Origin of the sequence: Bradyrhizobium vignae (assembly GCF_004114425.1) — a bacterium.
Taxonomy (GTDB): Bacteria; Pseudomonadota; Alphaproteobacteria; order Rhizobiales; family Xanthobacteraceae; genus Bradyrhizobium; species Bradyrhizobium vignae.
Map to the genome: position 1 here is coordinate 1 of NZ_RDQF01000033.1, position 14,297 is coordinate 14,297.

The following is a 14,297-nucleotide window of genomic DNA, read 5'->3' on the forward strand; positions in this document are numbered from 1 at the left end:
CATCGATCGTGAAGTCGCCGTAGCTGCCGTGGACATTGCTCTGCGCCACGACGTGGGCTTCGCCGGTGTCGGGGTCGGTGATGGTGAGCTGGCCGGAGGTGTTGAGGGCGGCGGCTGCATTGCCCTCCGTGGCGGACTTCGAGTCCGATGAGACCGTCGCGGCATCGTTCGTGCCGGTGATGGTCACCGTGACGGTGCCGGTGGCGGTGCCGTCCTGGCTCACCACCGTGAACTGGTCCTGGACCTGCTGGCCGGCGGTGAGCTCGTTGTGGGCGCCATTGCCGGCGTAGCTCCAGGCCCCGTTGGCATCGATCGTGAAGTCGCCATAGGTGCCATGGACGTTGGTCTGCGCCACGACATGGGCCTGACCGGTATCCGGATCGGTGATGGTCAGCTGGCCGGAAGTGTTCAGCGCGGCGGCAGTATTGCCTTCGGTGACGGACTTCGAGTCCGACGAGACCGTGGCCGCATCGTTGGTGCCGGTGATCGTGACTGTGACCGTCTGGGTAGCTGTCGAGCCGTGGCCGTCATTGATCGTCACCACGAAGCTCTCGGTGACGGTCTGGCCCGCAGCGAGGTATTGGGCAGCCGCGTTGTTCAAATTGTAGTGCCACTGCACCGAGCCGTTCGCGGCATTGGCCGCCTCATTGACCGGATCGAGCGAAAACGTGCCAAGCGAGGTCGTATTCGCGGGCGACGCTACAAACGTCGCTGTGTGGGTATCACTCAGATCCACATCGGTGAAGCCGATGCTGCCTGCGGTATTCAGGGAATCCGACGGGTCCGGTTTCGACGGCGCGTCTTCCACCACCGAGCCGCTCTGCGGGCTGGAGGTCATATAGACCGCGTCGTTCACGCCATTGAACTGGAGCGTCACCGTCGCCCAGCTCAGCGTGCCGTTGCCCATCTGAATGGCGTAGGTGAATGTATCGGTCAGCGTTTGTCCGGCCGCCAGCGCTTGAAGCTGAGCGTTGATATCGCCCTTGTCGTAATGAACGGTGCCGTCCGACTCGATCCAGATGCGCGCACCGAGCGCGCTGCGGTCACCGGTTCCGGCCATGCCGGCCGCGTCGCTGCTGTACGCCACATCCTTGACCAGCAAATCCGCAGGGGCGTAGCTCTTGGTGGACGCGGAGGCGCTCGTTCCGTCGTCCAGCGAGAACAGCGTCTTGGCCGCGCCGCCAAGATCGTTTGCCAGCACGTTCAAGATGAGAATGTTGCTGGCGTCTTCCGTAAACGAGAAAACGTCGGCGTTGGCCTGCGGAGTATTTCCAAACGAAACCGTGCTGCCGCCGCCCGTGGTCTGCGTCGCCATAGCTAAATCCTCCGGATGATACGCCGTCCGCGTTCACGGACCTGGAATTGCACAATTGCGCGGTGATAGTCGGCCGATGCCTTGCCTACACCGTTGAAGAAAAATGCTCTGCTGCCGAGCAAGACTGTCGTCATGCTGAGGGCTGAGAAAATCTGCAAAGAATGCATGCGACGAACTCAAGCTTGTCTGGAGCTGGCGTCGCTCCGAGCTCGCAATAGGAGATCGCGGCCTGACAGGAACGAGAGATTGTCCTTGGGCGCCGGACCGTGCGCGACGGGATCGTTCGCGAACGGCACCCTGCGCGCGTCGAAGGATCACACGCTGACAGAAAAGAACGTGGAATCGCCTGAAGATCGGCTTCAATTTGAGCCCGGCCGAAGATGGTCTCGGACTCCCACACAAAACGCACGCGTCTCAATCTCATTCGCGGGCCCTCGTCTGCCAATGCAGAGCAGAGAGTGTCGCCGCCACATCAATTCACGCAACCGCGAGCGTTCGCTCGGACGAATGACATGTCCGCTCGTTAGCGCCGATCTGGCCCACCTGCTGCCAAGTTACGCGAAAAGATTTAGAGCTGTATTCCCCCTGCCCATTCGTGTGCGGTCCTCGTCCGCCCACGTTGACAATATTGATCTGCAGCATTCTTCATTGATCTGCAGCATTCTTCAGCTCCCGAGTGCCGTCCGTGATCAGGAGCGATCACGATCGTTTGGCTCGGGATTTAATTAAACCTAGATTAAAATAATGCGACGGTCCATTTATTTATTCATCCCCTGCATTTAATGATTAATGCATGAGAATCAGCAGCAAAGAGACGCTTGCGTCGCTTCCGGCAGGAAACACCGGATTCATACGGGCGTTATCCGACGTCGCGGTCGCTGCTCGGACCAACGCCGGCACAGGATCTTGCGAGGTCGTGCAAGCCGACGACATCGCGCTTAAATGATAAACTCGAGCTTGATTGATAATGGTGCTGACCTCGGCATATAATCAAAAAATATGCTTGGGGAAAATGGGAGGTTGGAATGGAAGCTGCCCGCCGCTTTCGCGCCATGGCGCTACTTTGCCGACAGACCGCCGCGCGCCAACCCGAGAGAAGCTGGAAACTGCTCGCCGAGGCAGAGTACTGGGAGCATCTGGCGGCTGCGGCCTTGACTCAGTGAGCTTGGAGTGAGCGATTTTTCGTTGCTTGCCCTTTCATCGCCTTCTTAGTTCAAGTCATAGTTCGAGGCGGTCATGTCCAGTCCGCGTCAGGTTTACAGCTGTGCCGTTCTGAGTGAACGTCGCCAAGCGCTTGTGGTGGAGCTTAGAGAAGTGGAGAAGCTTCGAACCAAGCTCCGGCGTGTAGAAGCGAGAACAATCGGCAGAAGACGGTGTGTCAAAGCGGGCAACAGAACAAGCGCCGTGTACTAACTCGGCGGCGAGACCGGCCTTTTATTCAGGACAGAACGGCCGCACCGATTTCCGTTCGACGCGGCACTTTGAAAAACCGCAACGAGCCGGTCACCCTCCCAAAGCTCCACGTCGTGCTCGCCAGACATTTGCCCGGCTCGATGCCGTGCTGCCTGCTCGTCGATGCAGTCGAGCTTTGCGGCGCAGATCACTCGGCGGCTGCTGTCCACCACGAACACTTTGTACCGCATGATGGTAGTCCGATCCCAAGAAAGGGGACCGTCATCGTAATCGAATGTCCGTCCAAGTCAGGGAGAAACTCTGTGGCGGTGCGCGGAACCTTTGTACGTGTGGCAATTCAGCTATAGCCCGCGTGAACTCATCGACTTCGCGGTGAGCGTCAGGGTCAGCAGTGTGGCACGCTTCAGTGGCGCAATCTCACCGCCTGTCGAAGCGTGCGACTCGCGCTTAAGAGCGAGAAGCCCCCGAGCGTCATCAGCAGCACACCGAGCCAAGTTACCGTCCGGCTGCGCGCCTCGTCGGGCGCCTCTTCATCGCGCGCGCCCATCGGCATAGCTGGAGATAAGTCGGCTCGCGCGGCAGCGGAAAGCTTCTCCACGTCAACTTGGGGCGGCGTGGAACGCTTGGGCGTGAGTTGGTCGCTGGAAGGATCCGAGATGGGTGCCGCCGGCATCAGGATCGGCGTGCCCGCATCAACGACAGAAGCAGCATCAGCCACCCTCACCTCGCGTGCCGGCGGAGTCGGCTGAGCCTCGCCGGCCGTCGCGGAGCTTAGTACCTCGGCGCGCGCATCGCTCACCGGGCTCCGCCGTTGCCGCGCGGCCACCTTCTCGTCGGGCCTGACGGTGCGGTTCGCGATGCGACTATGAACCGGTTTTCGCAGCGTCGCGACGCCCTCGGCCAAGAACCAGCATTTGCGGCGGCCGTCCCGCCGATAGACCCAACGCTGGCCGGCGCCGGGCGGGTTGCCGGGCTTTGCCAAGCATTCCGGCTGCGCCGAAGACGTTGCAGCGGGCTCGCGAGCAGGATCGAACAAGTCTGTGAATGGATTGGAGAGCGCAGGTGTCGCGGCAAGACCTCCAAGAAGAACCAAACTGGCGAAATAACATCGCAAATGACCGGACATCGGAAACTCCCGGTGATACGCCCACCCGGCACGAGCCTTCGCAGCGATATGGGCTCCGATACGACTTAAATCTGGCAGCGCAATGAATTAATTGTGTTGCAGGCCGGCCGAATTAATAAGCCCGCCCAGCACTCCCGGGTTGCAGCACGGGGCTACGAGCCCAATTAAAGGGTCAAAGCGCAGCTGGCGGGCCGCAAGTTTCTGGATGTCATGATCCCGATCGCGGCCTCAACGCGTTACCCCTCACGGTAAATTAAATGCTCCGCCATGATGTTACCGCCGTCGGCCCCGCTCTCTGCAATCTCCCGAATTTAAATGTGGATTATGCGGCTTGGATCTAACTGATGGCTTGTCTGCGCCGTCATTCCCGATTTGTCTGCCTGCGCCTTCTCTCAGGAATTCGGATCAAGCCATGAATACCGCGCATTTCAATTCGCTCTCTCTCGAGGAGCTGTGCATACTTCACCAACAGGTGGCCGCCAGCCTCGTTCAAAGAATTTTGGTGCGGCACGCACGGCTGGAGGAACGGCTCCAGAAGATTGGACGGGCCGACGAGGCCACACGGTTTGATCGCAAGCGCCGTCCCTATCCGCCGGTGCGTCCCAAATATCGCAATCCGAAGAACCCGGCGCAGACATGGTCGGGCCGCGGCAGGCTGCCCCGCTGGCTGCGGCCGCAACTGCGAGGGGGGCGCAGGCTGGACGATTTCCTAATCGACCAGGCTTTGGTCCAAAAGCGGCAGCCCAATTGAGCGCCGCAGTCGCGATCGCGCCGGGAACAAGGCCAGAATTGATCGCCGGCGGCCTCTTACATTTTGGGGCGGGCGTTCTTGAATTTGGATGTGAATAAAATAAAGGCGCGTCATTTAATGTGGTCGAAACGGAGAGGGCTCGCGTGATCTGCGGCTGCTGTCCGTATTATTCCGGTGAATCTCAATGATTAATGGTTAATCCGCGTAAGCAACTGTAACAAAACGAATTTATGGATCACCTGTCAGATTCGCCTGGTGAGGGACTCGAAAATTTAAAATCAGCAACATATTAATTATTGACTAAATATAATATTTAATGAAGAGTTTTCGAGTGGCGGCGTTGTCGTTCGCAGCCGCTGAAATTTGCCAAGGGTGTCCTGCAATCCATCTTCAAAGAAAGGCTTTCCCTATGCTGCACTATTATATCAAGACCACCGAAGCCATGAAGCGTCTGCGCGCCGACCAGGAGGGCGTGGTTTCGTTCGAGTACATTATCGTCGCGGTTTGCATCGTTGGCGCAGTCGGCGCTGTGTTCGGCGGTGGAGCTGGCGGTCAGATCGGCTTGGCGCTGCAGAACGGGATCGGCCAGATCACCGCCACTTTCGCTAATGCGATCGCTGGTTGATACGGCCATTTGAACCCGGAAGGGGGGCAACCCAGTGCGCCCCCCTTTGCTCGAACTCCCCCTATCTCGTGCGCGTTCCACTTTTCTGAGGCGTGCATTTCATGAGTTGGATTGCTCCCACAGCCTCGTTTCTTGAAATCGTATTGTTGCTCTACGTCGCAACGATCGACGTCGCGACGCGGCTGATCCGAAACGAAATGTGTCTGGCCCTGGCGGCCCTCGGGATCGCCAGTCAATTGGCCAATCCAATGCAAGTTGCCGAGTCGCTGATATCGGCCGCGATCCTCTTTCTGCTATTGTTCGTCCTATACGCGCGCGGAGGGATTGGCGGCGGCGATGTCAAATTGCTGACTGCGTTGGCGATCGGATTTCCCCTGACCGGCCAGATTCAGCTCGTGACCATAACTGCGCTGGCCGGCGGCGTTCTTGCCATGGTGCATCTGATGATGCGCCACCTCCCTCATCCGAAACTGGCACCCACCAGATCGTCACTCCCACGCCGGGTTTACGCGATCGAACGTTGGCGCCATTTGCGACACGCCCCGCTGCCCTACGGAGTTGCAATAGCGTGCGGCGGCATCTGGACGATTTTGAGCAAAGGATTGTGAGATGTCATCTGCGTTGCGTCTGTCGATCATCATGGTGCTTCTGCTCGCAACCACGGCGTTCGCGCTCGTCGCCTATAACATGAATCTGCCGAAGGCGCCCGCTCCGGCCCCGGCGCAAGTCACGGAGACGGCTCCGGCACCGGCGCCTACCGGCGGATACTTCGTCGCGGCGCGTTCCTTGCCGAAGGGGACTTTGGCCCGCGAAGAAGATTTCACCGTGCGTTCGGTGCCACCGGAGCGCATTCCCCAGGGCGCGATTCTTGAAACACCGGAGTCCAAGGCCGGACTTCCCGGTTCTCTGATCCGCAGGTTCGTTGAAGCAGGTAGTCCCGTGACGTTGCAGGACATCCTGCGTCCGCGGGATCGAGGCTTCCTGGCCAGCGTCCTGGCACCGGACAGCCGTGCCATCAGCATCAAGGTTGACGAGGAGGCGGGTGTCTCCGGCCTGATCAGGCCGGGTGATCACGTGGACGTCGTGTTGACCCAGGTGTTCGAGAAGGCCGACACCGCACGTCGAGCCCTGAGCGAGACCGTTCTGCGCAACGTTCGGGTCATCGCGATCGACCAGGAGATCGTGCAGGGTGCACGACCGATTGGCGGAATGGCAGGCAAGCAAACGCAAACCGTGTCCCTGGAGCTTGCACAGGAGCAGGTCAAGAAAGTCACCGTGGCAAAGCAGCTCGGAACACTGTCTCTGGCCGTGCGTGCAGCAGTCGATCAATGGGACAAGGCCGACACTGGCGCGATGTCCAGCTGTGATGTGTCCCCGGAACTGGCTCGCCAGTACGCAATCGCACGTCAGAGAACGGCAGTCGTCATTCATTCGGGCGGCGAAGCCAAGCAATACACGGTCAGGAAGCAGGACGAGGACGCTCTCGTCAGCTGCGAGGGGACCCCGGAAGTCGTGCACCAGACCGCAACGGCCGAAAGTTATGACAACAGGTTTTCGGAGAAACGTTGATGAACATTGCCCTAGCCGTTCCGCCCGAAGAATCGACATCGATCGTCACGCGTAACCGCATCGTTTGTTTCGTAAACGACGAGATTAGCGCCGCGGCCTTGCGCAAGGGCCTCGAAGGCGCCAACCTCTCGATCAGGCGCGGCACGATCCGCAATGCGATACGGATGCTGGAATCCGACACAGACCTGTTCGCGCTGGTAACAGACATCAGCGGCATCGATGATCCCTTCACTGAACTGGAAAGGCTGGCCGGCGTCTGTCCGCCCGACGTCCGCGTAGCTGTGATTGGCGAGAACAGGGAGATCACCTTCTACCGTGAGCTTCTGGAGCTCGGCCTGGCCGAGTATCTGCCGCGGCCGCTCACGCGCGATTTGGTGCTGGACCAGTTGCGCCCCAAGCTGCTGGGCGACGTTGCCGCCAATCAGATCGATCGTGGCGGTCACGTGGTTTCGATCTGTGGGGCGCAGGGCGGGGCCGGCGCCACGAGCATCGCGATCAATCTGGCACTGCAACTCGCCGAAACCACCAAGGCCAAAGTGGCGCTGCTGGACCTTCACCTGCAGGGCGGCGAAGCCGCCGTGATGCTGGGTGTCCGTCCCGGGCCGGGGCTGCGCATCGCCCTGGAGAACCCGATGAGGGCGGACACGCTGTTCCTCGAGCGGGCGGCAATCGAAGTCAACGAGCGGGTCTGTCTGGTCTCGGCCGACGAGGATCTCGATGCGCAGCTCGAAATCACGGAAGCCGGCGTACGACACGTGCTGGGTCTGCTCCGTCAACGATTCAACTACATCGTCGTCGATGTGCCCGTCCCGTTTCCCCCGTCGATCTATCCGGTAATCAAGCTTTCCCGTCACGTGATGGTGCTGCTCGAAGCCGAGGTGACCGGACTTCGCAATGCCCACGCACTGCGCACTGCCGTCGTCAACATCGCCGGCAAAGATCGGGTCTTTACCTTGCTCAACCGCGCCGGTCGTCCCGGTGGACTCCCGAGGGAGGCAGTTGTCAAGGCGATGGGCGCAGAGCCGGACATCGTCGTTCCCGATCTCGGCAAGGGGATGACCGAAGCGCTCAATCTCGGAATTCCCGCTCTGAAGCACGTCAGGAAATTGCGACGTCACCTGGCACCGATTGTACGGGAGATCAGCGGTGTCGGCGCCGAGCGGAAGAGCTGGTGGAGGAGGGTGCTCACAGCACATCTGCGATGAAAATATTTGGAAGACGTGAGGAAGAGGCGTCCGTTCTTGTAGCTGCATTGGGGACTGAGCTGCCTGGTCCTCCGGCAGGCTTGCCTCCGTCGATGCCCAACGTTGCTGTATCTGCGCCAAGCGCGCCTCCACCTGTGTCAAGCCTGCCCGCATCCGCGTCCAGGCGCGACGAACTCCCGATCCACCACCCGATAATACCGGATTCGTTGCGTGAACGGGTCATCGAGCAGATCGAGCCCGCGGTGGCGGCAACCGTCTCGCGCGAAGTTCTTCGGCGGCAGATCGAGGAAATCATCCATCAAATCGCCAACCAGGAGCGGCTCGAGCTATCGGGGCGCGAGCAGCTTCAGCTCGCGGACGAGATTGCCGACGACATGACGGGGTACGGGCCGCTCCGTCCGCTGCTGCTCGATCAATCGATCAGCGATATCATGGTGAACGGTCCCAGCAACGTCTACGTGGAGCGCAGCGGCAGGCTGGAACGAATTGCGGTGCGATTCCGCGACAATGACCATATCGCCTCCGTCGCTCAGAAGATTGCCGCGCAGGTTGGCCGGCGCGTCGACGAATCCAGCCCGATGGTGGACTGCCGCCTGCTGGATGGCAGCCGCGTCAACATCATTCTCCCGCCGCTGGCGATCCATAGTCCGTGCATCTCGATCCGGAAATTTCCAAGCCACCGTTTGGATATCGCCGGATTGATCGAAAATGGCTCAATGACCGCGGCCATCGGAAAACTGCTGGAGATCGCCGCCCGGTCTCGGCTCAATGTTCTGGTCTCCGGCGGTACCGGCTCCGGCAAGACGACGCTCCTGAACGCGATGAGTCAATTCATCGATCACAGCGAACGCATCGTAACGATCGAGGATGCGGCAGAGTTGCAGCTTCAGCAGCCGCACGTGATCAGCCTGGAGACCCGGCCTCCCAGTCTGGAGGGCACGGGGCAGGTGACGCAACGGGATCTGCTGGTGAACGCCCTGCGCATGCGTCCCGACCGGATCGTCGTTGGCGAGGTCCGCAGCGCAGAAGCTTTCGACATGCTGCAGGCGATGAACACCGGCCATGATGGTTCGATCTCCACGGTCCACGCGAATAGTACCCGGGATGCCCTGACCCGCATCGAAAACATGGTGCAGATGGGACAGGTCAACCTGCCGTCGCGCGCCATTCGAGCTCAGATTGTTGCTGCGCTGGATCTCATTGTGCAGGTCGAACGCATGCGGGACGGACAGCGCCGTATCGTTCAGATCAGCGAGGTCATCGGCCTCGAAGGGGAGGTGATCACCACCAATGACATCGCAGCCTTCGAATACAAGGAGGAGGATGAGCAGGGTCGCCTATCGGGCACCTACAGGTGCAACCTTGCCACTCCGAAATTCAAGAGCCGTCTTGTCTATTATGGACTGGATGGAGCATGGGCCGAGGCAATGAGGCAAATATGATGCCGGAGTCGGTAATCGCGTCTTTTCTGGCGCTCGCGATGTGCGCAGCAGCCATTGCGCTGTGGCTCGACGCTCGGGAGCGACGCATCAATCGCCGGCTGGCGGTTGCTCTGCCAGCTTCCCATCCGGCCAACCTACCATCCATTCGCCGGTTGGAGGCCGGGTCTCCGTCGCTGTTGCTCCATCGGTTGGCCAATTACAATCGCGAGATACCTTACATCTGGCATCCAGCCTATGTGTTGCTGGCCGGTGCCATCGCAGCAGCAGCGATCCTCTACACCAATCGCCTGCTGGGATTCTCCATTCTCTACCTGTCCGTCGCGGCGGCCATTGCAGCCATAGTCGTGGTTCGCGGCCTCTTTGGATGGCAGCAGCGCCGCTTTGCCAGGCAACTTTTTCGACAGCTGCCTGATGCGATCCAGCTGGTGACGAGCACCGTTCGATCGGGTCTGCCCGTGCACGAAGCTTTTCGCGCCCTCGCGCGCGACATGCCACAGCCAACGGCTGGGCAGTTTGCCATCGTATGCAGCGAGGTGAATCTCGGAAGATCTCCCGAGGACGCCGTCCAAAGTGTCTATCGGCGAACCCAAGTGGCGGAATATGCGATGTTCGCGGTGACCCTTGCGGTTCAGTTGAAGTCGGGTGGTAGCCTTGCGGAGACCTTACAGAACCTGGGAGACACCGTGAGGCAACGCGTTGCACTGGCCGCGCGGGCCAAGGCCCTGGCGGGAGAGGTGATCTTTTCCTCGCGGGCGCTGACAATCTCGCCCTTGCTCGGGGGCGGGGCGCTATACGCAGCCAATCCGCAAACGGTCGATCTGTTGTTCACTGATCCGGTTGGAAACAAGCTGCTGGCTTACGCGGTGGTCTCGGTGCTTGTCGGGGCCTTGGTGATAAGTTGGATGGTCAGACGGGAAACGGCACTATGACTCTTGGCCTTGGTCTGGTGGCCCTCGCATTCGCAGCCGGTGCTGCGAGCTGTGTGTTGATCATCCGCGAAATGCACATTCGCGCTTTGGACGTGCGGGTGTCGAACGCCGTGATGGGCGTTGCCGGACGATCGGCGCCGTTCCAAGACATGACGGGTTGGTTCTCGTCGCTCGGCATGCGGTACCGCCGCTTCTACGCGGAGGAAAATCTGGATCAGCTACGCGCGATTCTTCAATCAGCCGGTTTCAATCATCGTCGAGCCCTGCCGACCTGGATCGGCGTCAAGGCCGTCAGCATGTTCTTGTGCCCGATCATCGCCGGAGGGGTCGCTCAGCTCCTGGGAAAGCCGTTGCTGGACGTGCTGGTCTTCACGCTGATCGGCATGGCGGTCGGAATCGTGGGACCGCGGTTGATCCTGGCCGCACTGAAGCGGCGGTTTGATGCTGCCATTCGTCTGGGCACCCCGGATATGATCGATTTGCTGGTCGTGTGCAGCGAAGCGGGAATGGGCCTGGAGAGCGGGCTGGCACGCGTTGCGCAGGAAATGGACGAGACCAATCCCTCCATAGCTGGGGTCTTGAGGAATCTTCTTGATGATCTCCGGGTACTGCCTAGCCGCAGCGAGGCGTTCGAGAAGCTGGGAGCTACGTCGGATGGGCTGCGCCGGTTCGGAATCATGGTCGCCCAAAGCCTGCAATACGGGACGCCGATCGGTCAGGCGCTGCGGAGCATCGCCGTCGATCTCCGCCGAGAGCGTATCACCAAGCTCGAGGAAAGAGCGCACAAGTTGGGCGCCAAGCTGACCATTCCGATGGTGTTGTTCCTGCTTCCAGCCATGTTCGTCATTCTGGGAGGCAGCCCCATCCTGCACCTCGTACGTTCATTTGCCAGCTTCGGTAAGTAGCCATGAGCACAATCGTCCTGTCGAAAACCTCCGCTTACGACCGGGCCATGCAATTGTTCGGCGGCATGTGGTTCATGTTGCTGGCACTTGGCGTGGCCATCAAGCTCGGATCGTCGGCTGGGGATCCCTGGCCGTCGCTCCTGTCGAGTTTTTGCCTCGCCGTCTTCTACGTGCTGCTGGCGCTGTTGACCATCACGCGGTCGCCGGCAAAGGCGCAAGCGGATGGCCTCCTCCCGAGAATAGCGGCGTTCGTCGGCACCTACATGCCGTGGACAATCGCCTTCTTCGGCAAGACCGACCAAGCGCTGCCAAACCTGGCGTCCACCGCTTGCGTGCTGATCGGCATGATCATGATGCTGATCACCATCAGGCATCTCGGCAGGTCGTTCAGTCTGGTGCCGCAGGCGCGTAACGTGGTGCAAACGGGTCCGTACCGATGGATCAAGCACCCACTCTATCTAGCCGAAGAGGTTGCACTGTTGGGTGTGGTGCTGAGAAGTCTGACGCCGCTGACAGTGATCCTGCTCGTCCTGCATATCGGCGTCCAGATCTGCCGAATTCATTACGAGGAGGATCTGCTTCGGCGTAACTGCCCTGAATATTCCGGTTACGAAGCATCACGCTGGAGACTGATCCCTTACGTTTGGTGAGTGCGGTCGACCCGGTCGACGACCGGAGTGGCGAGTAACGGTCGAGGTAGGTTCATGAGCCTCAGAAGATGTTTGATCAGGGATCAGCGTGGCGCCGTCGCGCTTGAGACCATGATCGTTTACATATTCCTGGCTTCCTTCCTGCTTGTGCCGCTCGCCGACGTCGCCGCCGCGGGCTTCCAGTTCATTTCGGCGTGGAGCGCGTTGCGCTCCTTCGGGCAGTACGTCCAATACTACAATCCACTCGGCCCCGACGGCACAGTGACCTGGAGGTCAGGGCTACAGACGACAGTTGCGGGTCACTCAATCAGTAACCTCCAGGTAAAATGCGGAGACGCGGGCGCTACCTGCTCGCCGAGCAATATCGCGTCGCCGAAGTACATTACTTTTTCGACAACCATCACTTTGGCCCCGATAGGGGCGCGCGTGCCATTTTGGAAGTCCGTGTTGTGTCCCACCAGTTGTACATACACGCTAGCGTACTCAGAACGCTTCCAGTAGGTGCTTCCATGCGCAATCTGCTCCGTTCCAGGCGAGGGTCAGCGGCATTCGTAACGGCGATCGCGCTCGTGCCGCTGATCGGCGTGGTCGCGCTCGGGGCCGAGGCCGGATCGTGGTACGTCACGCGCAAGCACGCACAGAACGCCGCCGACTCGGGAGCCTATTCGGGCGCCTTGCGGCTTGCATGCACGATTGCTGGCGCGAGCTGCGACGCGCAGTCAGTGGATTACCGTGGCAAGGAATTCGCGGCACAGAACGGGTTTTGCAACTCGAGTCCGAAGGACAGCACGCCCTATCCCGACAGCCAGTGTCCGCCCAGCCTTCCGACCAGAGTCTCGCGAGCCGTGCAGATCGATATCGGTACCTACAGTGGAGGGACGTTCACAACGCCACCAACAGGCACCGGCAACGCCGTTCGCGCCAGGGTCAGCCAGCAACAACCGGCCTACTTGTCGGCGGTGCTGGGGTTCTTGACCATCAACATCCCCGCCCAAGCCATAGCTCTGGTTCAGCTGCCGAGCAAGGTGTGCGCCTTGGCGCTTGGACCTAACCCGACCGCAGGGAGCGGAGCGCTTAAGATTTCTGGTAGCTCCAGCAACAACGGAACAGGTTGCCCGGTGATGTCGGACGACACCGTCCAGTTTGCCAGCACTCCTTCGTTCACCGGTTCAGGGTGGGCCGTCTTTGGTGCAAATGGCTGTTCTCCAACCAGCACCTGCACCGACCCCGGCGTAACGCACAACTACTTCATGCCTCCTGCGATGGATCCGTTGCAAGGACTGAAAACTGCGTCGTTCAACACGAGGACGAGCCCATCAACCAAGCCATGCGGTGGCAATGTTACCAACGGTCAAACCTGCTCGCTGAACCCGAACAGCGCTAGCGGGGTCTACGGCGACCTGAAGGTGAACTCCGGAGGCACGGTAAACTTTGCCCCAGGCACGTACTTTTTCTACAATGCAACGATAACTTTTGGCGGAACGGTCAGCGGCACAGGCGTAACGCTTGTCTTACTCGGGACTTCCAGCCTCACGATCAATGGCGGGAGTGTCAATCTCTCCGCCCCAACGACCAACACTTTCTCTTCTGCTTTGAACGGGGTTCTGATTGACGATCAATCAGCCGCTGGTGTCAGCATCGGCGGCAACGGCGTGATCAAGCTGGCGGGCGCGATGTACTTTCCCAAGGCAGATGTGTCGTATGGCGGGGCGACTCAACCTGCCAATACGACCTGCTCCAGTGTGATCGCAAAGACACTCAACCTCAGTGGCGGCGCGTACTTGAGCACGGATGGATGTGCTCCGTCCACGGTTGCGTTCACCCAGGTCGTCTCTTTGGTGCAATGATGAAAAAGCTCGACAACCGAGGTACCGCGGCGTTTGAATTTATCATGGTGTTCGTGCCGCTTTTCACATTGATGTTCGTTATCTTCGATCTCGGACGTTATGCAGTCACGATGCAGTCCTTGCGGACGCTCGCGAGCGCCGGTGCCCGGGCGGTCATGATTAGCTGCTACACGCCTGCCATGCTTCAAAACCCACCGCAGTCGCCGGCCGGCTGCACCGGAGATCCCCTCTCCACAGGGGCCAAGCAGAACGCAGCGCCGTTCTTGTATTTGGGCCACCTCACACCAACGCTCACCGTCGGCGCCAGCGCCAACAACTTGACCGTTACAGCTTCCCAGGCCCAGTTTACCATGCTGATGCCGATATGGGGCACGGCGCTCGATAAGCCGAGCGCGTCAACGCAAATTCCCTTTTAGTGCACTTCCGAGCACCAGCCGATGACACCTACCCGCCTGGCCATGCGAGAATGTCGACACTTGTTCGACCGAGCGGAAATATGGCAGTGTAGCTTACCTTTTTT

At 59.9% G+C, this 14,297-nt stretch carries 15 protein-coding genes; 12 read left to right on the forward strand and 3 right to left on the reverse strand.

All coding sequences use genetic code 11. The annotated features are described in order from the left end of the window. Positions 1 to 1,315: VCBS domain-containing protein (locus tag EAV90_RS24585; RefSeq protein ID WP_208738542.1), on the reverse strand; the 1,315-nt coding region annotated here is incomplete at its 3' end. 1,025 nt (positions 1,316 to 2,340) lie between these two features. Here EAV90_RS24585 and EAV90_RS39670 point away from each other — a divergent pair. Beyond that, a complete protein-coding gene (locus EAV90_RS39670) occupies positions 2,341 to 2,478 on the forward strand; it encodes a hypothetical protein (RefSeq protein ID WP_164937090.1) in 138 nt (45 codons plus the stop codon). 246 nt (positions 2,479 to 2,724) lie between these two features. On the opposite strand, the gene EAV90_RS24590 is transcribed toward EAV90_RS39670, so the two are convergent. After that, positions 2,725 to 2,958: a hypothetical protein gene (locus EAV90_RS24590; protein ID WP_129144936.1), complete on the reverse strand. Its 234-nt coding sequence runs from the start codon at positions 2,956 to 2,958 to the stop codon at positions 2,725 to 2,727. 173 nt (positions 2,959 to 3,131) lie between these two features. After that, positions 3,132 to 3,710 (reverse strand): hypothetical protein, encoded by a 579-nt coding sequence (locus EAV90_RS24595; protein WP_245509602.1) that lies wholly within the window; start codon positions 3,708 to 3,710, stop codon positions 3,132 to 3,134. Between the two features lie 475 nt (positions 3,711 to 4,185). Between EAV90_RS24595 and EAV90_RS24600 the strand changes: the two genes are divergently transcribed. The 11 genes from EAV90_RS24600 to EAV90_RS24655 all read left to right on the forward strand — a co-directional run bounded on the left by EAV90_RS24600 (position 4,186) and on the right by EAV90_RS24655 (position 14,193). Beyond that, positions 4,186 to 4,605, forward strand: coding sequence for an H-NS histone family protein (locus EAV90_RS24600; protein ID WP_283810505.1), 420 nt, complete (start codon positions 4,186 to 4,188; stop codon positions 4,603 to 4,605). 331 nt (positions 4,606 to 4,936) lie between these two features. After that, positions 4,937 to 5,230, forward strand: a complete 294-nt coding sequence (locus tag EAV90_RS24605; protein ID WP_347338815.1) for a hypothetical protein — start codon at positions 4,937 to 4,939, stop codon at positions 5,228 to 5,230. A gap of 101 nt (positions 5,231 to 5,331) precedes the next feature. Beyond that, entirely contained in the window at positions 5,332 to 5,838 is a 507-nt protein-coding gene (locus EAV90_RS24610; protein ID WP_164937091.1) for an A24 family peptidase, read from the forward strand. A 1-nt stretch (position 5,839) separates the two neighbouring features. Beyond that, entirely contained in the window at positions 5,840 to 6,799 is a 960-nt protein-coding gene (gene cpaB, locus EAV90_RS24615) for a Flp pilus assembly protein CpaB (protein ID WP_129144940.1), read from the forward strand. Further along, positions 6,799 to 8,004: a CpaE/TadZ family protein gene (locus EAV90_RS24620; protein WP_122404943.1), complete on the forward strand. Its 1,206-nt coding sequence runs from the start codon at positions 6,799 to 6,801 to the stop codon at positions 8,002 to 8,004. Before cpaB ends, EAV90_RS24620 begins: the two co-directional genes overlap by 1 nt. After that, complete coding sequence (locus tag EAV90_RS24625) at positions 8,001 to 9,446, forward strand: TadA family conjugal transfer-associated ATPase (RefSeq protein WP_129144989.1); 1,446 nt, start codon at positions 8,001 to 8,003, stop codon at positions 9,444 to 9,446. Before EAV90_RS24620 ends, EAV90_RS24625 begins: the two co-directional genes overlap by 4 nt. Next, complete coding sequence (locus EAV90_RS24630; RefSeq protein ID WP_164937092.1) at positions 9,443 to 10,375, forward strand: type II secretion system F family protein; 933 nt, start codon at positions 9,443 to 9,445, stop codon at positions 10,373 to 10,375. Before EAV90_RS24625 ends, EAV90_RS24630 begins: the two co-directional genes overlap by 4 nt. Next, positions 10,372 to 11,280 carry a type II secretion system F family protein gene (locus tag EAV90_RS24635; RefSeq protein WP_129144942.1) on the forward strand — a complete coding sequence of 303 codons (909 nt, stop codon included), beginning with the start codon at positions 10,372 to 10,374 and terminating at the stop codon, positions 11,278 to 11,280. Before EAV90_RS24630 ends, EAV90_RS24635 begins: the two co-directional genes overlap by 4 nt. 47 nt (positions 11,281 to 11,327) lie before the next feature. Further along, a complete protein-coding gene (locus EAV90_RS24640) occupies positions 11,328 to 11,930 on the forward strand; it encodes a methyltransferase family protein (protein WP_245509603.1) in 603 nt (200 codons plus the stop codon). A gap of 509 nt (positions 11,931 to 12,439) precedes the next feature. Next, entirely contained in the window at positions 12,440 to 13,777 is a 1,338-nt protein-coding gene (locus EAV90_RS24650; RefSeq protein WP_129144945.1) for a pilus assembly protein TadG-related protein, read from the forward strand. Continuing rightward, complete coding sequence (locus EAV90_RS24655) at positions 13,777 to 14,193, forward strand: TadE/TadG family type IV pilus assembly protein (RefSeq protein ID WP_245509604.1); 417 nt, start codon at positions 13,777 to 13,779, stop codon at positions 14,191 to 14,193. The genes EAV90_RS24650 and EAV90_RS24655 overlap by 1 nt, the downstream gene beginning before the upstream one ends. The last annotated feature ends 104 nt before the right edge of the window (positions 14,194 to 14,297 follow it).